The sequence below is a fragment of the Micromonospora sp. MH33 genome, from assembly GCF_003013775.1.
Taxonomy (GTDB): Bacteria; Actinomycetota; Actinomycetes; order Mycobacteriales; family Micromonosporaceae; genus Micromonospora; species Micromonospora fulviviridis.
This window is the reverse complement of the sequence record NZ_MUYZ01000025.1, coordinates 17,535-42,129: the sequence shown is the minus strand read 5'-3', so window position 1 is coordinate 42,129 and position 24,595 is coordinate 17,535. Positions and strand designations below refer to the sequence as shown.

Here is a 24,595-nt window from a genome sequence, read left to right as displayed (position 1 = left end):
GGGCCGGCCGTCGAGGGGGGTTCGACGGCCGGCCCGACGCGTATCAGGCGGGCGGGACGCAAATCGGCACGGCCTTCGGTCGCGGAGCAGCTCGGTCGCCGCGCCGAGCCGGCGGTGTATGCCCGCCGGACGGTCGGGTCCTCAGCGGCCCGGGGCGCCACCGCGGCGGCGCAGCCAGGCGGCCACGCCGCTGACCACGGTCGCCCCGATGGCGGTGCCGATGGCGACCAACGCCGCCCCCACCGCCCAGAGCCCGCTGTCGTCCGTCGACGCGGCCCGCGCCGCCCAGACCGCGGTGAAGGCCACCGTCATCACCGGCGCCACCAGCCACGGGCTCCAGAACCAGCCCCCCACGCCCGCGATCACGATCAGGGTGAGCACGGCGGCGGCCACCTGCCAGACCGCGTACGGGCCACTGGTCGCACCGGTCTCCGGGTCGACCGTGTAGCCCGACTCCCAGCCCAGCCACGCCCACCAGGCACCGACCGTCGCGGCCGCCAGAAGCAGGCCGCCGAGCAGGGTACGCGTCGTCTTCGTCACGGCCCGATCCTGCCCGGTCACGACGCCACGCGAATGAGCATCCGTACTCGGGTCGGAGGCGTCGCTGGTCGCTACGGCGGCAGGATCCGCACCCCGGGCCAGCGTCTGCCCGGATCGTGGCGGGCGAGGCGCGCGGGACAGCTCGACGGTCACCCGCCGCGGGTTGCGCCGCCACACCCCGTCGAGCAGGTCGTCCAGCCCGAGCGGGGCACAGACGTGCAGCATTCCGGCAGACCGGCGCGGTCATTCCAGGGTCCAGCCGATGTCGGGTGGCCGGACCCGGGCACAGACCGGCCCTCCCTCGGCGTCCGTCAACCGGAGCCGGCCGACCAGCACACCGGCCTTCTCGTGTCCGGCGCGCAGCAGCTCTGCCGGGATGTCCCCGAACAGGAGCTTGGCCCGACGGAACAACTCGAAACGGTCGTCCGTCACGGAACCCCAGCTGAGATAGAGGAACCGCGCCCCCGGGCGGCCGTGCACCCACGGTCCACCGACGTCGAGCAGGCCGTCCACCTCGCGGCTGGCGACCTCGAACTGCCAGGCCGCTTCCCGCGCGTCGGCTGGCATCCGGTCGACCACCTCGGCCTTGCGCTGCATCCCCACGTGCACGTTGCGGAGCCGCAGCAGGTCCGCCTCAGCGCCGGTACGCCGCCCCGGCAGGTCGGTGCCCTCGATCCGGATCAGCATTCCCCGACTCTAGGCTCCCGGTCCGCGACAGCGGCCCGCACGGCGGCGCCTGCGCCCATCCCGTACCCGGCGAGTCTGAGCCCGACGAACGACGCCTCGGATGTCCGGCAGCATGGGCTCATCGGTCATCAGATCGCCGTTCCGGGTGGAGACTTCAGGAACGACGCCGCCTCGGCGAGGTAGCCCCCACGGCCGGACCGGAGAGCGGTGGCGGCCATCCGGATCAGGTCGATGTTGACGCCGGCTGCCCCACTCGGGTCGTGCACCTTCAGCCGTACGTCCAGGCTCACCGCGGTCTCGCCCCAACCCTGCGCTTCGATGTTGAGGTGGGCGATCTTCTGGGACCGCAGGTGCGGAAGGTAGCCGAGGGGTGCCATCTGCACCTTGTCGGACCCGACAGCGTTCAATTTGGACTGCGCCTTGGTGTTGGAGTTCTCGACCAGGTTACGGAAGTCCTCCGTACCCCCGAGATTGACCTGGTAGGAACTGACCAGGGTGAGCCCGCGCTCCTCGATCAACCGCAGCAGTGCGTGGTGCACCACGGAGGTGCCGAACTGGCTGGCCAGGTCATCGCCGACCAGCGGCAGGCCGGCCTCCTCGAACCGCTTGAGCCACAACGGTTCCCTGGCGACCGCGTCCGACGTGGTGTTGACGAACGCCACCCCGGCCCGCAGAGCCGCCTCGGCGTACGCGTGAGCGGTTTCCAGCCTGCCGCTCGGCGCGGAATAGAGGAGCACCTCGGCGCCCTCCAGCGCGTGCGCCACCCGCTCGATTTCCGTCGAGTCCACGAGACCGGACTGCACCGTCACGCCCGCAGGCGGCAACTCCACGTCGAGCCGGGGGAAGTTGTTGGGCGGCACGAAGATCGCCTCGTGCAGGTCCTTGCCCACCTTGCCGTCGGAGAGGGCGAAGGCCGCGACGACGTCGATGTCGCCGACCCCCAGCCCTGCTATCTCCGGCCGGTGAATGCCCACCAGGCTGCCGGTGCTGCGATAGAAGGCAATCCCCTGCACCAGCGCCGAGGTGTTGTTGCCGACGCCGACGACCGCGACCTTCACGTTGTTGATCACGGCACGAAGGGTACCGGCGCGCGCCGGAGACCCCCGGTAGCCGGCCGATGCGCCAGGCCCGGCCGCGACCCCGCGAAGCCGACGGGCAGCCCGGCCAGTGGTGGGCAATCAGCGAGGGCCGGCCGTGCCGACCGGCGTCAGGCCGGCTCGAATCATCGGCCCAGCACCGTCCACCTGCCGGTGCGCTCCCGACCGCTGGGACCCGGCCGCAAGCGCCACGGCACTGAACACCCACACCATGACGTTGCCGTTGATGTCCGCGCTCGACAGTGCGTTCACCGTCGCGTACACCACGAGGGCGCCCATTCCGGCCGCCGTGGGGTCACCGCGCCGCACCCACACTGCCCGGGTCACCGCGACGGCCAGCAGCAGCAGTCCTGCCAGCGCCACCAGCCCGCCTTCCACCGCCACCTCAAGCGGCAGGTTGTGGGGGTAGACGATGTCCTCCCGGCCCGGCGCGTACGCCAGCAGGTAGCCCGGAACCACCGACCCGAAGTCACCCCAGCCCAGCCCGATCGGGTGCGCCGTGAACGTGTCGAAGGCCAACTGCGACAAGGTCACCCGGGCCTGCGACGACGCATCGAGGGGGCCACCGGACAGCACCTCGAACCGGGCCGCGGACTGCTGGGGCACCATCGACGACGCGACAGCGGCAGCGGCGGCGGTGACCGCCGCGACGCCGGGCACAACGGTCATCCACCGGCCGCCTCGGCTGCGCAGCACGGCCAGCACCCCCGCGGCGACAACAGCGGAGACGACCGGGCCTCGTGAACCGGTCAACGTCAGGGGCACCACCAGGGCGACCGCGCCGCCGGCGGCGGCGACCCGAAGTCGTAGCCGCCGGTGCGCCACGGCCAGGCAGAGCAGGGCCACGGCCCCGAAGCCGATGACCCGGGCGGTGGAGATCGTGACGTTGCCCCGTAGCACCACCGCATGCTGGATCTCGTAGGCGGGCTCAGGCACGGCCACCGCGAGCACGGCAACCAGGACGCCGAGGAACGCCAGCACCCACAGAGCGGCGGCACGGCGGGCGGGCCGGTCGACCACCGTCAGGGCGCCGACCACCAGCAGCGGCGTGACGGTGAGCATCGTCGTGACCTTCGCCGTCGAGTAGGCGTCGAAGGACGTGAGCAGCAGCGCGGGTGTGAACGACAGCAGCAGCACCACGAACGGCCCCGATCCGGCGAGAGGCCGGAACCCTCGCGCCGACCACCCCGCCAGGGTGACGACAGCCGCCGCGGCGAGCGTCGCGTACAGCAGCAGGTGCGGGTGGGTGGCCGCCGTGCCGGCTACCGGCGCGAGCGCGTCGGCGACGAGGCGGGAACCGTCGAGGAGGACCGCCGCCGGCAGCGCGACGATCGGGGCGACCGCGGCCACATCCCGGGCGGTGACCTTCGCGGCGGGCGCTGGTGTGGTGCTCACCGGTAGGCCGCCGTGGCCGTCGCCACCGCCGGTTCCGTACGCGACGTGTCGGGTAGCCCGGCCAGCGCGGCCGGGTCAACGCGACATGCGCGGCGTACGCGGCGGCCATCACCGCCGAGAACCACAGCAGGCAGGCCCGGTAGCCGATCACGCCTGCCGCGGCGGCCCCGAACACCGCCGCAGTCGCCGCCAACCGGGCCACGTCCCAGGCGAGTTGCGTCCCATTGCGTCCGGCGGCGTTGAGGCTCTGACTGACCGGAGCCACGGCGAACTGGCCGAGGAGGAACGGCGAGAGGAGCAGCAACGCCAGTCCCACCCCGTGCCACTGCTCCCCGAGGACGACAGGTATCAGCCACCATCCGGCGGCGACGACAGCGGCGACGGACACGCAACCCGCGACGGTCAGGCCACGCAGGGCGCGCATGAAGGTGGGCAACGCCATCGCCGCATCGGTGCGTACCCGGTGGGTGATTTCCCCGAGGAGCAGCGGCATCAGCGCCTGCCCGAGCAGCGCCGACGGGAGCGCCCCGATCCGCAGGGCCAACGCCACGTCGGCGGCGGCGACGTCACCGAGCGCGACACCGGACGCCGCGACCGGCAGGTTGACGGCTACGGCGGACACGATCCCGGCCGGCGCCCCGGCGAGCATGAACGCGCGGTGCCGGTAGAGGACGTCCCGCATCGACGGACCGGCGATCCCGGTGGTGGGGGTGGTGGTGAGCAGTAGCAGCGTGCCCGCGCCGTAGCCGACGGCGGCGGCGGCGAGGAGCCCCGCCGGGGTGGGCACCACCACGCTGGCCGCTACCTGGCCGGCGACCTGCACGGCTGCGGTGAGGAGCTTGCTACCGGACACCCGCATGTAGCGGCGTTCCCGTACTCGCGCGTAGGTGTAGGTGCCGGCGCCGGCGATGGCGTAGGTGGCGGCCGCCAGCGCCGCCGACTCGGCGAGCGCACGGCCGTCGAACTGCCCCCACAGGGTGTGGCAGGTCAACGCGATGATCCCGGTCGCGGCGGCGGCGATGAGGTTGGAGCGCATCGCCGCGCGGATGAGCTGCGACGCGTCCGCCTCGGAGGCGGTGGTGGCGGCCACCTCGAGTCGTAGCGGGCTGGCTCCGCCGACCATCGCGGCGACTGCGAACAGCGTCGCGAACCGACCGAAGTCGGCGGGGGCGAACAGCGCCGTGACGACGAGGACCCCGCCGAGGTTGACGGTCTGCGCGCCGACGAGGACCGCGATGTTCGCGGTCCTGCGGCTCCTGACCGCGGCTGCCAGCCGCCCTGCGGTCGTCATCCTCGTCCCGCCCTCCTACCGGCCACCCAGGCCGGTACCTGGGGGAACGACCCGGTTGGGGTGACGGTGACGAGGAGCCGACGACGCCATCTCGGGTGTTGATGGTCAGCCCGAGGCGTTCTACCTGGTCACCGGGCCTTTCCGGTTGCGGTGGGACGGTGGGGTGTCCGGAGAGGTGGGGCACGCCGTGGGGCGGGATGCCGAGGTTCCGCGCGTGGGCCTCGCCGGGGCCAAGCCACCTGCACGGCGGCGGCGAGGCCGCAGCGGAGGTGGCGGCGACCGCGTCGAGTCGGCGAAGCCGTCGCCGGGTCGGTGCGCTGGGCGTTCGATCATCGGTGTGGCGGCGTCGACCGGGCCACAACCGCAGATCCTGACACGGTGGCCCGCACCGGTACGTCGAAGGGCCGGCCGCGTAACGGCGGCTGCTCAGGCCATGGTCGAGGCGACACCGTATCGACCAACCGGGGGATGTGGTCGCGGACCAGCTGAGCGCCGACCACAATCGGTCGTCGCCCGGAAGCCGTTCGCGGATTCCGGGCGACGACCTGTTGTTCATGCTCGCGCTTATTCGACGGTTAGGCGGATCCGCCGGCGCCGGGCCGAGAGGAACGCGACGATGCCTACGATCAGCAAAATCACGCCTGCGACGACGATGGTGGCCGTGTTCGCGCCGGTTAGCGGCAGACCAGGGCCGTCGTCGCCCGCCCCACCCCCGTTGCCGGTGCCGTCATTCGACCCGCCGCCCGCGACCGGGGCACCCGGCTGGCCGACGGTGTACGCCCGTTCCACGGTGTCGGCGGTGACCGGGGACTTCGCTTGGAAGTAGTCGACCAGCACGGTGAGGTCGTTGTCGCCGGTGGCGAATGAGTCGCTGCCGTCGCCGAGTGCGGTGAAGTTGTCACCGCCGGAGGCCAGGAACGAGTTCACGGTCACCCGGTAGGTGCCGTTCAGGTCGATGACCTTGCCGTCAAGGAAGATTCGGTCGGCGATGACGCGGTTCCCGGCGGGTCCGTTCGGGTCGTAAACGTAGCTGAAGCCCTTCGAGACACCCAGGTGGAGGAAAGGCCGCGATGCGCCCGCAGGTTGCCACTGCTGCTCCAGCGCTGCCTTGATCTGTTTGCCGGTGTACGACCTCGTGATGAGGTCGTTGGCGAAGGGCTGGACCGCGGCGGCGTCGGCGAACGTCACACTGCCGTCCGGACGCTTGACGAGGTCGGCGCGTAGGCCGCCCGGGTTCATGAAGGCGATCTGCGCCCCACCCCGGTTGTTGGCCTTCGTCGCCTCCAACTGGACGTCCGCGATGAAGTTTCCGAGAACCGACTCGTTGCCGCGGTCCTCCGCACCGTCCGCAGCGACGGCACGCTTGATGTCGGCAGTGATCTCGCCGATCTTGACCTTGCCCTGGATGTCGGCCTCGGCCTTGGCGTCGGCGACGAGCTTCGCGACCGCAGGGTCCTCCGGGTACCCCTTGATCGGCAGGACGGCGCCCTCGGCGGCGGTCACCTTGCCGCCGGCGATGGTGAGCTTGACCTGGTCCAGCGCGTCCCCGTACCGACCGGTCTGCATGACCAGCCGCTTGTGTCCCAGATCCGGGACGTCGTAGGCGCAGTTGTACGAGACGTGGGTGTGCGCGGAGATGATCACGTTGATGTTGGCGCTGGCACCTGTCACGATCTTGCCGAATGGGGTGGCCGGATTCGCCACACTGGTGCAGGCCGTGGTGTCGGTGCCGCTGGTTTCGGAGCCTTCGTGCACGAGCAGCACGACGGCGTCGACCTTGTCGTCCGCCTTCAGCTTCGCCGCGACGCGGTTCGCCTCCGTGGTCGGGTCCTTGAACTGCAGTCCACGGATACCGGCGGGTGAGACCAGCGACGGCGTCTCGACGGTGACCGCCCCGACGACGCCGATCCGGACGTCGCCGACCGTCAGTACGGCCGACTCCTCCAGGCGGCCTGGAGCAGGCTCGCTGCCCCGGTAGACGTTCGCCGCGAGATACGGGAAGCCGCCGCGCGGAATGACCCGGTCGTTGAGGTCGTCGAAGCCGCGGTCGAGTTCGTGGTTGCCTATCGACGATGCGTCGAGCCCGATCATCTTGAGGAAGTCGAGCGTGGGCTCGTCCTTCTGCACGGACGAGATGAACGGGGAAGCACCGATGTTGTCCCCGGCCGAGAAGACCACCGTCTTGTCGTTGGCCGCCTTCAGTTGCTTGATCATGCCAGCCATCTGCGCGGCGCCGCCAACTCCTGCGGAGGGTGCCTCAAGACGGCCGTGGAAGTCGTTGAAGCCGAGGATCTGCACCTCGGTCGCGGCAGCCTGCGCGGGGCTGGGAGCGACGCCCAGCACGACCAGTGTCGTGGCGACCGTGGCCACGACAGTGCGGACAAGTTTGGAATGCAACTGATACTCCTAACCATGAGCACGCCGACACGGCGTACACGCACGAGAGTGCTGATCCTCGCGCTCCTGATGAATAACTCGGTATGAATGCTGAGTAAACGATTCGCGATGACAGCGCGACTGGACTCTTCTTGCCGACGCGTGAGCGGGATCCTGACCGACGCCTTGAGCGTTGAGGGCTTGCCAGACCCACGCCGCAGCGGAGTCCACCTGCCCGCCGCGGGGATACTGGCACGAACAACAGCGCCGCGACGATCGGTGTCGTGAACCGTCCTGACCGCTACCGCTTGCTTAACACATCACCTCCCCGGGTCTTCCGATGTGGTCTTCGTGACTAGATGCGACGACGGGTGCGTGGGCGATCGACGGCGACGAGGTTCGCGCCCGCCCGTTACCGGATCGTGTGAGTGCCTACTGTGACGGCTCGTCGGTTGCCGTCAGCGCGAGATACGCCGGCTTGATCACTTCGTCGATGATTCGCAGCCGCTCGTCGAACGGGATGAAGGCGCTCTTCATCGCGTTGATGGTGAACCACTGGAGTTCCTTCCAGCCGTACCCGAAGGCGTCCACCAGCAGCGCCATCTCCCGTGACATCGAGGTGCCGCTCATCAGCCGGTTGTCGGTGTTGACCGTCACCCGGAACCGCAGGTCGCGCAGGAGACCGATCGGGTGCTCGGCGATCGACGGGGCGGCCCCGGTCTGCACGTTGGACGACGGGCACAACTCCAGCGGGATCCGCTTGTCCCGCACGTACGCGGCCAGCCGGCCGAGCTGCGGACGGTCGTCGGCGAGGGTGATGTCGTCGACGATCCGCACCCCGTGCCCGAGGCGGTCCGCGCCGCACCACTGGATCGCCTGCCAGATCGACGGCAGCCCGAACGCCTCACCGGCGTGGATGGTGAAGTGGAAGTTCTCCCGCTGGAGGTACTCGAAGGCGTCCAGGTGCCGGGTGGGCGGGAACCCGGCCTCGGCGCCGGCGATGTCGAAGCCGACCACGCCGGTGTCCCGGTGCCGGACGGCCAGTTCGGCGATCTCCTGCGACCGGGCGGCGTGCCGCATCGCGGTCAGCAGGGTGCCGACCCGGATCGGGTTGCCCGCCTCGGCGGCCAGGGCGCTGCCCTCCCGGAACCCGGTGACCACCGCGTCGACCACCTCGTCCAGGGTCAGGTTCTGCTCCAGGTGCTGCTCGGGGGCGAACCGCACCTCGGCGTAGACCACCCCGTCGGCGGCCAGGTCGAGCGCGCACTCCCGGGCCACCCGACGCAGCGCGGGCCCGGTCTGCATGACCGCCACGGTGTGCGCGAAGGTCTCCAGGTAACGCTCCAACGACCCCGAGTTGGCCGCTGCCACGAACCATCGCCCCAACGCGGCTGGATCCGTGACTGGTAGGACGTGACCGACCTCCGCCGCCAACTCCACAACCGTCTCCGGCCGCAACCCGCCATCGAGGTGGTCGTGCAGCAGGGCCTTCGGGGCATGGACGATCGTGTCGTAGCTGGGCACCGGGTCTCCCATCGGCGAGCAGAAAGGGTCTTCCATGGGCGAGCAGATTTCTCTTCGATTCGGTCGGGCGGCGCGGGACGGCACACGAGCCGTCTCCGGCCGCCCGTCGAGCGGCACAACAATCGGATCAACACGGGAAAACGCGAACAATGATCGCCGGGTACGAGAATCGACGGCGCGTGGACGGGGTGTTCGTGCGAAGCGACAGGTCAGTCGGGGGCGGGTTGATGGATTCGGAGCGCGAGGTACAGGTCGACCCGGTCGTCGAACCTGCCCAGGTCCCTGCCGGTGAGCTCCTCAATGCGTTTCATGCGGTAACGCAGGGTGTTGACGTGCAGATGCAGCTGTCGCGCGCACTGGCTCCACGATCCACCGGACTCGAGGAAGACGCTCAGCGTGCGCACGAGGTTGGCCCGGTACCGTCGGTCGTACTCGAGGACTGGTCCCAGCACGCGTTCGTGGAACGAGTTGCGTGTCGCCGTGGGGACACCGGCGATGAGAAGGGCATGCGTCGTGATCTCGCCGGCGCAGCGTACGCCGGTTGGTCCCGTGCTGGCGACGGCGACGGCGTGCAGTGCCTCTTGGACGGCACCGGTCAGTGCCGCGCTACCGGTTGCCACGTTGCTCACCCCGACGGCCAGCTGTCCCCGGCCGATGCCGGGCCGGAGCGTCTCGACGCCGCGGCGCAGCCGCGCGACCACTTCGTCGGCCCGCGGGTCGGTCCCGACGGGACCGTCGCCGTCAAGCCGGAGTATTGCCAGTGCCGTGTCGGTCGACCGGGCGATGACGGTGGTCAGGCCGGTGGTGGCGGCGAAACCTGTCGTGCTCACGAGGTCGGCGAGGAGCGTGACCACGAGGTCGGCGGGGGTGAGCAGCCCGGTGAGCCGGGCCGCGACGGCGAGGAACGCCGAGCCGGGCTCCAGCCCGCCGGCCCGTAGGCGGCTCGGTAGGTCGGCCGCGTCCGCGGCCAGCGCACGTTCGATCTGGTCGGCGAGCCGTCGCTCGACGCGCGCCGCCTCGTCGACCTGGACGCGCTCCAGCGCCGCGAGCCCGACGAGTTCGGCGGTCACGTCGGGCGGCACCGGCTCGTCCGACCGCCCGGTGCAGGCGAGAATCCAGGAGGCCAAGCGGTGTTCGGGACGGCCCCGCACTGTGTGCAGCGAGTAAGTCACGTCGTCGATCCGGACTTCCGTCGGCACCCTGCTGCTGCCCAGGAACGTGGCAGCGAAGCGGTTGGCCAGGGACTGGTCGAGGGGGTCGGTTCCGCACACAAGGCGTCCGGCGGGAGAGACGAGCCAGCACCGCGCCCCGAGATCGGCGGCGACGGAGGACAGCAGGTCCGCAAGTCGTGCACCGCCGGCCATCGCGGCGACGAGACCGCGTTGCCGGCCCAGAACCGTTGCCAGCCCGGTTGCCCGCTGCGCCCAGAACGACGTGGCGACGACATCGCTGATCTCGCGAAAGGAGACTTCCACAGGGACCTCAAACAGCGGCATCTCGTACTGCTGGCACGCGATGAGCAAATCCTCCGGCACGCATCCGAAGGCTGCGGCACCGGCGCCGATAGCGGTTGCTCCCATCGCGGCACAGGCCGCGACGAAAGCTGCGGAGTCCGCCGGCGACCGTCGCCACATGAGTCCGGTCAGGACGAGCTCGCCGCCCGACATGTAGCGCTTGGGGTCGAGTAGATCGGTCACGCAGACCCGGGTGACCGGTTCGTCGAGCTGCGCGTGGCCGGTCAGCAGCCGCAGGTGCAGTCCGGGCCGATGGAGGATCTCGCGCAGTGAAGTCGGAGCGTTTACCCGCACCCTGCATTCTCCTTCCTCGTGTGCCGCTGGTCGGTGGCTACGCGGCGATCCGGTAACTCCGCCTCGTCACGGTCTGGACGAACCGGGTGCCCGACAGGCAGGTGCCGGCGAGCAAGCGGCGCAACCGGGGGACGGCGACCTCGAGCGTGGTCATCCGAGGTGTCGAAGGCGCAGCCGCTGCGACGTGTCTCCCAACGGGCGAACACGCAGCCGAGCTCCCGAGCCAGGACCCGAAAGGCGACCAACGACGCCGGCTCGCGAACGAGAAGCGCTGCCAACGGGTGGCGTCGTCGCTCCCACGCCGCGACACCGTGAAGCCGGCCATCCTCCCCACGCGCACCTCCTGTCACCTCGACGTGGCCTGTTCGTACTGACCACGGTCAGCTGGCCGGTCGCGTTCACGTCGAGTAGGTGCCAAAGAGTGTCTCGGCAGGACTGCCGTAACCACGCCGACCGCTGATACCGGATCGGTGTCGGTTCGCGCAGTGTCGGTGACGACGACCGTCCCACTACGCCCGGTCGCTCCCGTCGGTGGTCGACCCGACGTGGCGTATCCGCGCCCAGACCCGGTCTCGGCTCAGGGGCAGCGCGGTCAGTCGCACCCCGGTCGCGTCACGTACGGCGTTGCCGAGCGCGGCCGCGACGGGGTTGAACGGGCTTTCGCTCATGGACTTGGCGTCGTGTGGGCCGAGGGGATCGGCCGTGTCCGCGAAGAGGACCTCGGTGCGGGGCGTGTCGGCGAACGTCGGGATCCGGTAGTCCCGGACCACGCTGGTGGTGACCCTGCCGTTGCCGTCGATCAGCAGGTTCTCGGTCAGCGTGGTGCCGACGGCCTGTGCCACGCCGCCCTCCACCTGACCGCGGCACTGCACCGGGTTCAGCACCGTTCCGGCGTCGGCGGCGTGGACGCTCCGGAGAATCCGGATCTCGCCGGTGACGACGTCGACCGCGACGCGGAACCACTGCACGTTGAACGCGACCGACCGCTCCGCGCCGTCGGCATGTCCGCTGGCCTCCAGGCGGTCGCCCACCCTGTCCGCAGCCTCCTGAAGGGCGCGCAGCGAGATCTCCCGGTCGCCGGCCCGGACCGCGCCGAGGACCAGTTCGCACTCGTCGGGCCCGACGTCGAGGCAGGTGGCGGCGAGGGTCAGCAGGCGCTGCCGTAACCGGGTCGCCGCGCGGAACACGGCGAGCCCGCCGACGACGGTGCCGGTCGATGCGAACGCGCCGGTGTCGTGTTCCACCAGATCCGTGTCGGACTGCCGGATGCCGATGTGGTCCAGCTCCGTCGCGAGGACGTCGGCGGCGATCTGCCGATGAACCGTCGTCGATCCGTTTCCGAACTCCGCGATGCCGGTGTCCAGCTGGAATCGACCATTCGTGGTCAGCCTGATCGCGGCGCGGCCGTGGTGGCCACCGGGCGGCCCGGTGGCGATCATGCCGATGGCGAGACCTTGCCCGAGGCGCCACCCGGACGGGAGGTCGGATCCCGTGGTGTCCCCGTCGACGGCACCGTGCACGAGGTCGAGGCACTGGTCCAGGCCGTAGCTACGGATGCTCAGGTCCTCGGCGTGCCCGATGGGGGTGACCAACGGGTCTTCGGGGCCGACGACGTTGCGCCGGCGGACCGTGACCGGGTCGAGCCCGAGGCCGTGGGCTATCTCGTCGATCGCCGACTCGACGGCGAACATCACCTGACCCAGGCCGTATCCGCGGAACGCGCCGGCCGGCACCGTGTTGGTGTAGACGGTGCGGCCGGCGACTCGCTTGTTCGCGCAGCGGTAGATCGCCATCGACTCGGCGCAGCCGTGGGCGAGGACCGCCGGGCCGTGGTTGCCGTAGGCGCCGGTGTCGGTGACGACGTTCAGACACATGGCGGTGAGCGTGCCGTCCCGCTTCGCTCCGAGCCGCACCCGAACTGTGAAGGGGTGTCGGGTCGTGGTCGCGACGAACTGCTCCTCGCGGGTGAGTTCCCACCGGGCCGGCCGGCCTGTGGCCAGCACGGCGAGAAGGACGATGTCCTCGACCAGCATCTCCTGCTTACCGCCGAAGCCGCCGCCCACTCGGCCGGCCACCACGCGGAGGCGTTCCAGTGGGATGTCGAAGACGTGGGCGAGACGTCGACGGGTCAGGAAGGGCGTCTGAGTGCTGGCGCGGATGGTGACGCGCCCGTCCGGCGCGATCCACCCGAGCGCGCCATGGGTTTCCAGCGCCATGTGCTGCACGCGCTGGGTCTGGTAGGTCTCTTCGTAGACGAAGTCCGCCTCGGCGAGCCCTCGGACGACGTCGCCGACCTCGCCGCCGACCTCACCGGCCACATTGTCCGGGCGGTCGTCATGCAGGATGGGTGCGCCGGACGCGGTCGCCGCCCGCACGTCGGTGACCGCCGGCAGCGGCTCGTACGTGACCCGGACCCGCCGCACGCCTTCCTCCGCGGCCGCCTCGGTCTCGGCGACTACGACGGCGACTCGTTGGCCGACGAACCGCACCACATCGTCGAGCACGCGGGTGTCGGCCGGGTCGTCGTCGAAGTGCTCGTGCAGCGCAGTCGAGAACCGCCGGTCGGGCGCGTCGCGGTGCGTCAGCACGGCCAGCACCCCGGGAACTGCCAACGCCTGCGTGACGTCGATCCGCGTGATCCGGGCGTGCGGGAGCGGGGACCGCACCACCTTCAGATGTGTCACCCCCGGAAGGTCGACGTCGAACGTGAACCGGGCGGCGCCCGTGACGACGTCTCGGCCAGCCGGAGCTCCGACGTTGCTGCCCACTGCGTTCCCCGCCGCCGGATGCTCGACGTGCGAGTTGCCGGCCAACGCGTCCTCGATCGACCGGTAGCCGGTGCACCGGCACAGGTTGCCCTTGAACGCGCGCGGCCGATCGTCGGCCAGACCCTCCGCATGGTCGAGGGCCGCTGCCGTCATGACGAACCCGGCCGTGCAGTATCCGCATTGAAACCCCTGCGCCGCCAGAAACCGCTCCTGCGCCGGATGCAGATCGTTCCCGCGCGCCAGACCCTCGATCGTGGTGACCGTGCGGCCCGAGGCCCGGACTGCTGGGAAGACGCAGCTGTGCACGGGCACGCCGTCGACGTGGACGGTGCAGGCGCCGCAGTCTCCCGCGTCGCAACCCTTCTTGACCCCGAACCAACCGTTGTCGCGCAGATAGGTACGAAGGCACTGGCCGGGCGCCGGCAGGTGCGCACCCGGGCGTCCGTTGACCGTCGGGGTCACCGTGCCGCTCCCAGAAGGTCCGCTCGAACCTGCTCGACCAGCCGCAGCGTCATGTGCCGGCGCCACGCGGGCAGTCCGTGGACGTCGTCGTGCCAACCCTCGGCGGACACCTGTGCGTCCACCATGTCGACCAGACTCGCGGCTGCCGTCGGGGCCGGGACGCTGACGGTGACCGGTCGGGGGGTCGCCGCCGTCACCGTGAGACGCAGTCGACCGGATTCGACGTCGAGGTGACCGGTGACGAAAGCCGCCGACCGTCCGAGCGGGTGCAGGCTCGCACGCCGCACCGCGATCCGTCCGGTCAACTCCCGCTCGGGCAGGTGGATGGCGCGCAGGTATTCACCCGGCTGCAACGCCGCCACGCCGGGCTCGACCACGAATGCGTCAACGGGAACCAGGCGCCGCTCGCCGGAGAGCCGACGAACGTCGCAGCGTGCGTCGAACGCCGCCGCGAGGGAGATCATCGGACCGGCGGGCAGGGCGGCGCACAGGTTGCCGCCGACGGTCGCGACGTTCCAGATCTTCCAGGACGCGAGGAACGCGTCGCAACAGCGCCGGATGGCCTCCGCCAGATCGGGCCACCGGGCCGGCGGCCGGTAGCGGGCGAGTGTCGCCACCGTGCAGGTGGCGGCGATGTCCAGCCCGGGCCTGCCTTCGTCGTCGGCAGCCGCCAACGAGGGCCAGCCCAGGACGGTTAGGTCGCGCAGCCTCCGGACCCCTTGCTGGGGACGGGAGAACAGCACCGTGCCGCCGGCCAGCCAACAGTCACCGGGGCGCCAGTCCGTTTCGTCGCCGGGCACCACGGCCTCGACAGTCGGAAGATCCACGTGTCGATCCCATCAATCGCGGACCGGGGCCGACTATTCGTCGCTCCTACAACAAACGGGTTGGTCGAGCGGCCCCGGCTGGACGAACTGACGAGCGCGGTACCGGCCCACCGGTGCCACGCCCGGGATGAACCTCTCCGCGTCAGCTCGCGCCCGGCGTCGGCCGAAGCGACCACCTGGCGCCGGCCGACTCCGATCAGGTAGGTCGGAACCCTGCCGAGGGCTCCCTCCCCAGCGCCGATCGCGCAATGAGCGTCCTTGACAACGCCGCCCGCCTCGGTCCGTCCCGGTTGGACGAACCTCCAAGCTCCGATGTGCAGGCCCGGGAGCAGCGCGAACCAGCCTTGACAGCATGGCGGACCGCTCCGCATGGTGGTCTGATCCGCCGCCCGCCCCGGTGCGCCCGCGACGACCGGGCGCCGTGGGAGACCACGGACGCCAGGGTCGAGCGAGCCGCGGTTCCCTGTTCCCGCGCGAGGGAGACGTCGTGCAGATCAACAGCAGGTTCGGCTCCGGAATGTCCCCGTGACCGTCGCCGGTCTGGTCCTCGCCGCCGGTGCCGGTCGCCGGTACGGTCGGCCCAAGGCTCTCGTGTACCACCACGGCTCGCTGCTCGTGGAGCGGGCGGGCCGGACCCTGCGGGCGGGGGGATGCGACCCGGTCCTGGTGGTGCTCGGCGCGGCGGGCGATCAGGTTCGCGCAGTCGCTGACCTGGGTGGCGTCCGGGTGGTCGACAACCCCGGTTGGGCCAGCGGAATGGGCTCTTCACTACGGATGGGACTGACGGCGCTGACCGCCACGCGCAGCGTGGCGGTGGTGGTGCTCCTCGTGGACATGCCCGGCATCACCGCCGAGGCGGTGCGGCGAGTCGCGGCGGTGGCGGCCCCGGACGTGCTCGCCGCGGCCGGCTACGCGCCCGGCCGGCGGGGTCATCCGGTGCTGCTGGGCCGGGACCATTGGGCCGGGGTGCTCGAATCGGCCGTCGGCGATACTGGTGCGGCCGGCTACCTGCGCGCCCACCGTGACCGGTTGAGGATCGTGCCCTGCGCCGACGTGGCCGACGACCGGGATCTCGACATGCCGGTCGACGGAATCGAGGACCACCGTGGATGAGCTGCTCGCCGACCTGCTGCGCTGGTGCGACACCGGTGCCGCCGTCGGCCTCGCGACCGTCGTCGGGACCTGGCACAGCGCCCCCTATCCGATCGGCACCGCGATGCTGGTCGCGCCGGACGGCGCCATGACCGGAAGCGTCTCTGGCGGGTGTGTCGAGGCGGCGCTCCACGAAGCCTGCCAGGAGGTCCTCCGGACCGGGCGGCCATCCCTGCTCCGCTACGGGGTGACCGGGGATGACGCGCTCGAGGCGGGGCTGACCTGCGGCGGCACCATCGAGGTGTTCGTCGAACGGGTCGACCGCGCCGGTTCCCCCTGGGTGGCGGTGCTGGCCGAGGCCGTCCGGTCGGCCGCCCCGGTGGCGGTGCTCACCTGCGTGCGGGGAACACCGGAGCAGCGCGGCCGCCGGATCGTGGCCGGGCCGGACACCCACCACGGCACGTTCGGCGACACCCGGTTGGACCGCGCGGCGGTGGACGCGGGCCGCCGGTTGCTGGCCGCCGGGGAGAGCGCACGGGTGGACCTCTCGTCCGACGGCCGGGCGGAGCCGGTAAGCGTGCTGGTGCGCGCCTACGCCCCGTCGCCCCGGCTGATCGTGTTCGGCGCGGTCGACATGGCGGCCGAGCTGGCCCGCTTCGGCTCCGCCCTCGGCTACCGGGTCACCGTCTGCGACGCCCGCCCGGTCTTCGCGACCGCGCGTCGGTTCCCGCTGGCGCAGGAGGTGGTGGTCGACTGGCCGCACCGGTATCTCGCGGGCGAGGCCCGGGCCGGCCGGCTGGACGCCCGTACGGCGGTCTGCGTGCTCACGCACGACGAGAAGTTCGACGTGCCGGTACTGCGGCTGGCCCTGGAAGACCTCGACCTGTCATTCGTGGGGGCGCTGGGATCCCGGCGTACGCACCACGACCGGCTCGGCCGGCTGCGGGCGGCCGGGGTCGGCGAGTCGGCGCTGGCGCGACTGGCGTCCCCGATCGGCCTGGACGTGGGCGGCCGAACCGCCGCCGAGACGGCGCTCAGCATCGCCGCGGAACTGGTCGCGGTGCGGCACGGCCGGTCTGGCGGCCGGCTGCGCGACGGCTCCGGCAGCATCCACGGCTAACGGCCCGCGTGCCACCGCACCCGGCTACCAGAGACACGGCAGTGCTCCGTCGTTCACGGCGGAGGTGAAGCCGTGCTCCTGACCCCGCTGTCAGGCGGGACTCCGTTGACTGTCGATGTACTGGCGGACCACCGACAGGGGTGCTCCACCCACCGAGCATGCGAAATACGAACCAGACCACAGGCGGCGTGCACGCCAGTAGTGGTCGATCAGATCAGGGAACTCCTGCCGCAGCCTCCGGGAGGACACGCCCTTGAGGGAGTTGACCAGCCGAGACACCGCGACAGTGGGCGGGAAGTTGACCAGCAGGTGCACATGGTCGGATTCGCCGTTGAACTCGACCAGCTCGACGGCGAAGTCCTCACACACCGACCGCATTACCTGTTCCACGCGGGTGAGGTGCCGGTCGGTGAACACCGGATGCCGGTACTTCGTGACGAAAACCAAGTGAGCGTGCAGAGCGAAAACGCAATGCCTGCCAGTACGTACGCCTTCAATCTCAGCCATAAACCCCCGAGCGGGCGTGGCTGTCTGAGGTGTCGTCGGTGGTGCTGCAACAAGCACTGGCGGACCTGAACACCGCCTACCGGAACTTCTTCGCCTCGATCACCGGCGAACGTAAGGGCCGCACGGTGGCCCCGCCCCGGTTCCGGTCCCGCAAGGACAACCGGCAGAGCATCCGGTTCACCAAGAACTCCCGGTTCCGGGTGCTGGACAACGGTCGGCTACGCCTGCCGAAGGTCGGGGACGTGGTGGTGCGCTGGTCCCGGTCGCTGCCGTCCGGTCCATCGTCGGTGACGGTCGTGAAGGACGCGGCGGGCCGGTACTTCGCCTCGTTCGTCGTGCAGACCACCGACGAGCCGTTGCCGGCGTCGGCGTCGGCGTCCGAGGTGGGTATCGACCTGGGGCTGACGCACTTCGCTGTCCTGTCCGACGGCATGAAGGTGGCAGCGCCGAAGTTCCTGCGCCGCGCCGCCCGCACGTTGAAGCGGCTGCAACAGGACCTCTCGCGCAAGCAGAAGGGCAGCAACAACCGGAAGAAAGCCGTCGTGAAGGTCGCCAAGGCGCACGCCCGGGTGGCGGACACACGGCGGGACTGGCTGCACAAACTGTCAACCACGATCGTCCGCGACAACCAAGCGGTGTACGTGGAAGACCTCGCCGTGGCCGGTCTCGCCCGCACCCGGTTGGCCAAGTCGGTGCACGACGCCGGCTGGTCCACGTTCGTCGGCATGCTGGAGTACAAGGCTGCCCGGTACGGGCGGACGTTCGGGCGGGTGGACCGCTGGTTCCCGTCGACCCGCATGTGCTCGGACTGTGGGAGGGTCGCCGACAAGCTGGCGTTGCACGTCCGGTCGTGGACGTGCCCGTGTGGCAGCGTCCACGACCGGGATGTGAACGCCGCCCGCAACATCAGGGCCGCCGGACGGGCGGACCTCAACGACCGTGGAGCGCAGGTAAGACCGGCATCCGTGCCGGCACCGCGCGACGAAGCGGTAACCCACCGGGAGCTTGCCCCGTCGGGGGTGTAGCAGACCGGATTCCCCGTCGTTCACGGCGGGGAGGACGTCAATGGAGGAACGTACGACAGCGGCACCGCCAGCCTCGCCGGGTTTGGTCAACGCGGCGCTGTCCCCGCCCTCGCGACCGCTGCTTGACTCCTCTCGACGAGCGGGGAGGAGCAGGGGTGGGTCGGATCGAGGACTTCAACGGGCTCGCCGCCAAGCGGGCCGAGCGAGAGCTGATCGCCTGCTGTGCGGCGCCCCTCTGGGCTCGTCTGCTCGTCGCCGGTCGGCCGTACCCCGACCGGGCCGCGCTGCTGGCCGCGGCGGACGCTGCCAACGCCCAGCTCACCTGGCCGGAGGTGCGTGCGGCGGTCGACGCCCACCCGCGTATCGGCCAGCGACCGGACGGGCAGCGCCGCGAGGACCGCTGGTCGCGGGGGGAACAGTCCGGCCTCGACAGCGCGACCGAGCCGGCCCGCGCCGCCATCGCGGAGGCCACCGTGGAGTACGAGCGTCGGTTCGGTCACCGCTTCCTGGTCTGCGCCACCGGTCGCAGCGACACGCAACTGCTTGCCGCGCTACGTGACCGGCTCGGCAACGACCCGGACATCGAGCAGGCCGTGGTCCGGGAGGAACTGCGGAAGATCGCTGCGCTGCGGATCGGAAAGCTGCTCGATGAGCCGGCCTGACCGGGACGTGGTGGGCTTCGCGCCGGTGTCCACCCACGTGCTCGACACGGTCGTCGGGGCTCCCGCCGCTGGCATACCTGTGCGGCTCGACCGGCTCGACGGGACCCGCTGGCGGCAGGTCGGAGCCGGACACACGGACGCCGACGGACGGTTGCGCGACTGGGTGCCGGCGCGGCAGTGGACGGCCGGACGCTACCGGCTCGTCTTCGACCTCGGCGGGCACCTCGGGGCCGACTCCTTCTATCCGGAAGCCGTCGTGTCCTTCCGGGTCGGCGACGCCGCCACCCACCACCACCTGCCGCTGCTGCTCAGTCCGTTCGGCTACACCACCTATCGAGGGAGCTGACTATATGGGTATCGTGCTCGGGTCCAACCGGTACGGCAAGGCTGAGGTACGCGTCGTCCACGTCGCCCGCGACGGCGACCGGCACACGCTGCGCGACCTCGACGTCAGCACCGCCCTCGCCGGGGACCTGGACGCCACCCACCTCACCGGCGACAACAGCCAGGTCTTGCCCACCGACTCGCAGAAGAACACCGTCTACGCGTTCGCCCGACGGCACGGGATCGGTTCGCCTGAGGCGTTCGCGCTGCTGCTGGCCGAGCACTTCGTGCACAGCCAGGCGGCCATCCGGCAGGCCCGGGTGAGCGTGCGGGAGCAACTCTGGCAGCGGCTCGGGCCGCACTCCTTCCAGCGCCGCGGCGAGGAGATCCGCACGGCCGAGGTCAGCTACGACGGTGACCGTGCCCAGGTGGTCTCCGGGATCACCGGCCTGGTGCTGATGAACACCACCGGCTCCGAGTTCCACGGCTACGTACGCGACGAGTACACGACCCTGCCGGAGACGACCGACCGGATCCTGGCCACCGCCGTGGACGCCCGCTGGCGGCACCTCGACCCCGACGCCGACTGGGATCTCGCCTACCAGCAGGTGCGCGATGCGCTGGTCGCGGCGTTCGTCGAAAGCTACAGCTACTCGTTGCAGCAGACCCTGTACGAGATGGGCCGCCGGGTGCTCGACACCCGGCCGGAGCTGGCGGAGATCCGCCTGGTCCTGCCCAACCGGCATCACCTGCCGGTCGACCTGTCCCCGTTCGGCCTCGACAATCCGAACGCCGTGTTCGTGGCCACCGACCGCCCGTATGGGGTCATCGAGGGCACCATCCGCCGCGACGACGTCCCGGCCGCGGTCGGCGAGTGGTGACGGCGCCCCAGCCGGAGGCAATCATGATCGTCATCGAGAACTGCGCCGTCGCCACCGTCGACCGCGGGTGGACCGAATACCGTGACGGGCACGTCGTGGTCGGCGCCGACGGCCGGATCACCGCGGTCGGGCCGGGTCCGGCCCGTGCCGTCGACCCGTCGGCCCGCCGGGTCGACGGCACCGGCTGCCTGGCCACACCCGGTCTGGTCAACGCCCACCACCATCTCTACCAGTGGGTGACCCGGGGTCTCGCCCAGGAGGCCGACCTGTTCGGCTGGCTGACCACCCTGTACCCGGTCTGGGCCCATCTGGACGCCGAGATGGTGCACGCCGCGGCGGCGGCCGGCCTGGGCTGGCTCGCCCTGTCTGGTTGCACGACCAGCACCGACCACCACTACGTGTTCCCACCCGGCCGGGACGATCCGCTGGCCGCCACGATCGAGGCCGCCCGCCGGATCGGGCTGCGCTTCCAGCCCAGTCGCGGGTCGATGGACCTGGGCCGGTCCGACGGCGGCCTGCCCCCCGACTCGCTCGTCGAGGGCACCGAGGCGGCTCTGCTGGCCACCGAGGCAGCGATCGACCGCTACCACGACCCGTCCCCGGGGGCGATGCTGCGGATCTCCGTGGCACCGTGCTCGCCGTTCTCGGTCACCGCCACCTTGATGCGGGAGGCCGCAGCGCTGGCCCGGCGGCGCGGGGTCCGGCTGCACACCCACCTCGCCGAGACCGTCGAGGAGGAGGAGTACTGCCGGGCCACCCACGGCTGCACCCCCGTCGAGTACGCCGAGCGACTCGGCTGGCTCGGTGACGACGTGTGGCTGGCCCACGGCGTGCATCTCGACGACGCGGCGCTGGCCCGGCTGGCCGCCACCGGCACGGCCGTGGCGCACTGCCCCAGCTCGAACGCCCGCCTGGGCGCCGGCGTCGCCCGCGTGCCCGACCTGCTCGCCGCCGGCGTGCCGGTGGGGCTGGGCGTGGACGGCGCCGCCTCTCAGGAGGCCGGCCAGCTCGGCGCGGAGCTGCGGCAGGCCCTGTACGCCGCTCGGCTGCGCGGCGGCCCGGCGGCGATGACCGCCCGACAGGCGTTGGCCCTCGGCACGGTCGGGGGCGCCGAATGCCTGGGTCGAGCCGACGAGATCGGCTCGCTGGAGATGGGCAAACTCGCCGACGTCGCGCTGTGGCGCCTGGATGGCCTCGGCCACGTCGGCATCGACGACCCGGTGGCGGCGCTGGTGCTCGGTCCACCCGCCCCGCTGGCGCTGCTGCTGGTCGGCGGCCGGACCGTCGTCGAGGCCGGGGAGCTGCGCACGGCCGACGTGGGGACGATCACCGATCGGGCCAGCCGGGCCCACCGGAAGCTGCTGGCGCTGGCCGAGGCGGGGTCGACGAGGACAGGAGACGGTCGATGACCGAAGCTCAGGCGCCATCCGCGCGGGCAGACGCCGATGGGGGTGACATCCTCACTCCGGACGCGGTCGCTTTCGTGACCGCCCTGCACCGGCGGTTCGCGGGCCGCCGCGCCGACCTGCTCGCCCGCCGGGCGGTCCGCCGTGCCGAGGCAGCCCGCGACGGACGGCTCGAATTCCCCGCAGACACTGCGGCGATCCGCGACGCGGACTGGACGGTACCGCCCCCGCCGGCCGACCTGACCGACCGGCGGGTCGAGATCACGGGGCCGCCCGAGCGGAAGATGACCGTCAACGCGCTGAACTCGGGCGCCCACGTCTGGCTCGCCGACCTGGAGGACGCCAACACCCCGCACTGGACGAACGTCCTTGACGGGCAGCGCAATCTTCGTGACGCGGTACGCCGCACCATCTCTGTGGACAACGGCGGCCGGCGCTACGAACTGGGCCCCGGACCGTACCCGACGATCGTCGTCCGGCCCCGGGGGTGGCATCTGGACGAGCGGCACCTGCCGGTCGACGGGGTGCCGGCAGTCGCCGCGCTGGTGGACTTCGGGCTCTACCTGTTCCACAATGCCGACGAGTTGCTGGCCCGGGGCAGCGGCCCGTACTTCTATCTGCCGAAGCTGGAGAGCAGCGACGAGGCAGCGCTCTGGAACGACGTGTTCGACCACGCGCAGGAGCTGCTCGGCCTGCCCCGCGGGACGATCCGGGCCACCGTGTTGATCGAGACGATCACCGCCGCGTTCGAGATGGACGAGATCCTGTGGGTACTGCGCCCCCACGTGACCGGACTCAACGCGGGCCGGTGGGACTACCTGTTCAGCATCATCAGGACCTTCCGCGACGCCGGGGCGTCATTCCTGCTGCCCGACCGCTCGGCGGTCACCATGACCGCGCCTTTCATGCGCGCGTACACCGACCTGTTGGTCGCCACCTGTCATCGACGGGGGGCCAGCGCGATCGGCGGCATGTCCGCCTTCATCCCCAACCGGCGAGACGCCGACGCCACCGAGCGAGCCTTCGCCCAGGTCCGCGCCGACAAGCAACGCGAGGCGGCCGACGGCTTCGACGGCTCCTGGGTCGCCCACCCCGACCTGGTCCCGATCTGTCGGGAGGTCTTCGACCGGGCCCTCGGCGACCGTCCCCACCAACTGCACCGGCGCAGGACCGAGTTGGCTGTCACCGCCGAGCAGCTGCTCGACCTGCGCGGGATACCCGGACAGGCCACCGGAGCCGGCCTGCGCGCCAACGTCGCCGTGACGCTGCGCTACCTGGAGGCCTGGCTACGGGGCAACGGAGCGGTGGCGATCAACAGCATGATGGAGGACACCGCCACCGCGGAGATCTCTCGGTCACAGATCTGGCAGTGGATCCACCACGGCGTACGCCTGTCCGAAGGCACACCGGTGACCGCCGAGCTGGTCCGCGGCATCGAGGACGAAGAACTCGCCGCGATCCGGGCCGAGCTGGGCCAGTCGGCCTGGGCGAGGTCCCGCTTCGACGACGCCCGCCGGCTCTTCGAACGGATCGCCCTCGATCTCGGGTTCGTCGACTTCCTCACCATCCCGGCGTACGAGTTGGTCGACTGATGCGCCTTCGCACGGAGGTGTACACCGACCTGGACGACCGGCTGGCTGCGGTCGACCTTGAGCTGCGCGCAGCCCACCCGGGCCGGGCCGGCGGCCGGCAGCCGGTGCACACCGTCTACGTCCCCGCCGATCGGGTCACCACACGTCTCGTCCCCACCTGGGGGGCCGCCGCCCTCGCCGCCCTGCGGGGCGGCCTGCCACCGCCGTTCGCCGAGGAGTTATGCGAGGCGGTCACCGGCAAGCTGGCCTCGGAACCGATCGAAGACCTGCGGATCGACCTGGAGGACGGCTTCGGAACCCGTGACGACGCCGACGAGGACCGGGCGGTACGGACGGCGGGCCGGGCGCTGGTCAACGCTCGGGCGGAGGGAATCGCGCCGCCACTGGTCGGGATCCGAGTCAAGAGCCTGGAGGCGGCCACCCGGCGGCGGGCGGTGCGCAGCCTCGACCTGTTCCTGGACGCCTGCGGCGGGGCAACGCCCGGCTTCGTGGTGACCCTGCCTAAGGTCAGCCATCCCGCGCAGGTCGAGGCGATGGTGGTGCTCTGCGCACGCCTGGAGTCGGCCTACGGGCTGCCGGACGGGACGCTGCGGTTCGAGATCCAGGTGGAGGTGCCCCGGGCCGTGCTGGGCCCGGACGGCACCGCGACGGTGCCCCGGCTGGTCACCGCCGCCGACGGCCGCTGCGCCGGGCTGCACTTCGGCACCTACGACTACAGCGCGGCGTGCGGGATCGCCGGCCCGTACCAGAGCATGGAGCACCCCGCCGCCGACCACGCCAAGGCCGTGATGCAGGTGGCCGCTGCCGTGGCCGGTGTGCCCGTCTCCGACGGCTCCACCAACGTGCTGCCGGTGGGCGCGGCCCCGGCGGTGCGAGCCGCGTGGGCGCTGCACACGCGACTGGTCCGCCGCTCCCTCGAACGCGGCTTCTACCAGGGCTGGGACCTGCACCCGGCGCAGCTGCCGACCCGGTTCGCCGCGACCTACGCCTTCTTCCGCGACAACGCGCCCGACGCGGCCCGGCGGCTGCGCGCCCACCTCGATCAATGCTGCGACGGGGTGCTCGACGAACCGGCGACCCGGCGCGCGCTCGCCGGCTTCCTGCTGCGCGGGGTCGACTGCGGGGCGCTGGGCGCCGAGCAGGTGGGATTCGAACCGGGCGAGCTGCGGAGTCTGACGTGGTGAGCCCTGACCGCCGCGACCGGCGGTCGA

General features: G+C 71.3%; 20 protein-coding genes. 9 read left to right on the top strand and 11 right to left on the bottom strand.

Features of this window, described 5'->3' with window-relative positions; genetic code table 11:
• Positions 1-141 precede the first annotated feature (141 nt).
• From B0E53_RS39120 to B0E53_RS06955, 10 genes are all read right to left on the bottom strand, one after another.
• Entirely contained in the window at positions 142-765 is a 624-nt protein-coding gene (locus tag B0E53_RS39120) for a hypothetical protein (RefSeq protein ID WP_246835278.1), read from the bottom strand.
• An 18-nt stretch (positions 766-783) separates the two neighbouring features.
• Positions 784-1,227 (bottom strand): DUF5990 family protein, encoded by a 444-nt coding sequence (locus tag B0E53_RS06995; protein WP_107075239.1) that lies wholly within the window; start codon positions 1,225-1,227, stop codon positions 784-786.
• 128 nt (positions 1,228-1,355) lie between these two features.
• The gene (locus B0E53_RS06990; RefSeq protein WP_107075238.1) at positions 1,356-2,297 is read right to left on the bottom strand and encodes an inositol-3-phosphate synthase; all 942 of its coding nucleotides are present in this window, start codon (positions 2,295-2,297) and stop codon (positions 1,356-1,358) included.
• Between the two features lie 108 nt (positions 2,298-2,405).
• Positions 2,406-3,092: an O-antigen ligase family protein gene (locus B0E53_RS39115; protein WP_281492839.1), complete on the bottom strand. Its 687-nt coding sequence runs from the start codon at positions 3,090-3,092 to the stop codon at positions 2,406-2,408.
• A gap of 160 nt (positions 3,093-3,252) precedes the next feature.
• Positions 3,253-5,010 (bottom strand): oligosaccharide flippase family protein, encoded by a 1,758-nt coding sequence (locus B0E53_RS06980; protein WP_107075236.1) that lies wholly within the window; start codon positions 5,008-5,010, stop codon positions 3,253-3,255.
• A gap of 564 nt (positions 5,011-5,574) precedes the next feature.
• Complete coding sequence (locus B0E53_RS06975; RefSeq protein WP_168215247.1) at positions 5,575-7,380, bottom strand: bifunctional UDP-sugar hydrolase/5'-nucleotidase; 1,806 nt, start codon at positions 7,378-7,380, stop codon at positions 5,575-5,577.
• 438 nt (positions 7,381-7,818) lie between these two features.
• The gene (locus B0E53_RS06970; RefSeq protein WP_107075234.1) at positions 7,819-8,922 is read right to left on the bottom strand and encodes an adenosine deaminase; all 1,104 of its coding nucleotides are present in this window, start codon (positions 8,920-8,922) and stop codon (positions 7,819-7,821) included.
• Positions 8,923-9,119: 197 nt separating this feature from the next.
• The gene (locus tag B0E53_RS06965; RefSeq protein ID WP_107075233.1) at positions 9,120-10,718 is read right to left on the bottom strand and encodes a helix-turn-helix domain-containing protein; all 1,599 of its coding nucleotides are present in this window, start codon (positions 10,716-10,718) and stop codon (positions 9,120-9,122) included.
• A gap of 509 nt (positions 10,719-11,227) precedes the next feature.
• Complete coding sequence (locus tag B0E53_RS06960; protein WP_107075232.1) at positions 11,228-13,948, bottom strand: molybdopterin cofactor-binding domain-containing protein; 2,721 nt, start codon at positions 13,946-13,948, stop codon at positions 11,228-11,230.
• Entirely contained in the window at positions 13,945-14,775 is an 831-nt protein-coding gene (locus B0E53_RS06955; protein WP_107075231.1) for an FAD binding domain-containing protein, read from the bottom strand. Before B0E53_RS06955 ends, B0E53_RS06960 begins: the two co-directional genes overlap by 4 nt.
• Before the next feature lie 525 nt (positions 14,776-15,300).
• Here B0E53_RS06955 and B0E53_RS06950 point away from each other — a divergent pair.
• Entirely contained in the window at positions 15,301-15,888 is a 588-nt protein-coding gene (locus B0E53_RS06950) for a nucleotidyltransferase family protein (RefSeq protein WP_168215246.1), read from the top strand.
• Positions 15,881-16,987, top strand: a complete 1,107-nt coding sequence (locus B0E53_RS06945; protein ID WP_107075230.1) for an XdhC/CoxI family protein — start codon at positions 15,881-15,883, stop codon at positions 16,985-16,987. Before B0E53_RS06950 ends, B0E53_RS06945 begins: the two co-directional genes overlap by 8 nt.
• 90 nt (positions 16,988-17,077) lie before the next feature.
• Here the strand turns inward: B0E53_RS06945 and tnpA are convergent, their stop codons facing one another.
• On the bottom strand, positions 17,078-17,494 hold the full coding sequence (gene tnpA, locus B0E53_RS06940) for an IS200/IS605 family transposase (protein ID WP_107075229.1): 417 nt from the start codon (positions 17,492-17,494) through the stop codon (positions 17,078-17,080).
• A gap of 38 nt (positions 17,495-17,532) precedes the next feature.
• On the opposite strand from tnpA, the gene B0E53_RS06935 reads away from it, so the two are divergent.
• The 7 genes from B0E53_RS06935 (at position 17,533) to B0E53_RS06905 (ending at position 24,568) form a co-directional block, all read left to right on the top strand.
• Positions 17,533-18,519, top strand: coding sequence for an RNA-guided endonuclease TnpB family protein (locus B0E53_RS06935; RefSeq protein ID WP_210405963.1), 987 nt, complete (start codon positions 17,533-17,535; stop codon positions 18,517-18,519).
• 155 nt (positions 18,520-18,674) lie between these two features.
• Complete coding sequence (gene uraD, locus B0E53_RS06930) at positions 18,675-19,181, top strand: 2-oxo-4-hydroxy-4-carboxy-5-ureidoimidazoline decarboxylase (protein WP_246835277.1); 507 nt, start codon at positions 18,675-18,677, stop codon at positions 19,179-19,181.
• The gene (gene uraH, locus B0E53_RS06925) at positions 19,168-19,527 is read left to right on the top strand and encodes a hydroxyisourate hydrolase (RefSeq protein WP_088984068.1); all 360 of its coding nucleotides are present in this window, start codon (positions 19,168-19,170) and stop codon (positions 19,525-19,527) included. The genes uraD and uraH overlap by 14 nt, the downstream gene beginning before the upstream one ends.
• Before the next feature lie 4 nt (positions 19,528-19,531).
• Complete coding sequence (gene pucL / locus B0E53_RS06920) at positions 19,532-20,386, top strand: factor-independent urate hydroxylase (RefSeq protein WP_107075228.1); 855 nt, start codon at positions 19,532-19,534, stop codon at positions 20,384-20,386.
• A gap of 23 nt (positions 20,387-20,409) precedes the next feature.
• Entirely contained in the window at positions 20,410-21,795 is a 1,386-nt protein-coding gene (locus tag B0E53_RS06915; RefSeq protein WP_107075227.1) for an 8-oxoguanine deaminase, read from the top strand.
• On the top strand, positions 21,792-23,384 hold the full coding sequence (aceB, locus tag B0E53_RS06910) for a malate synthase A (RefSeq protein WP_107075226.1): 1,593 nt from the start codon (positions 21,792-21,794) through the stop codon (positions 23,382-23,384). Before B0E53_RS06915 ends, aceB begins: the two co-directional genes overlap by 4 nt.
• A complete protein-coding gene (locus B0E53_RS06905; RefSeq protein WP_107075225.1) occupies positions 23,384-24,568 on the top strand; it encodes an aldolase/citrate lyase family protein in 1,185 nt (394 codons plus the stop codon). The genes aceB and B0E53_RS06905 overlap by 1 nt, the downstream gene beginning before the upstream one ends.
• Positions 24,569-24,595 lie beyond the last annotated feature (27 nt).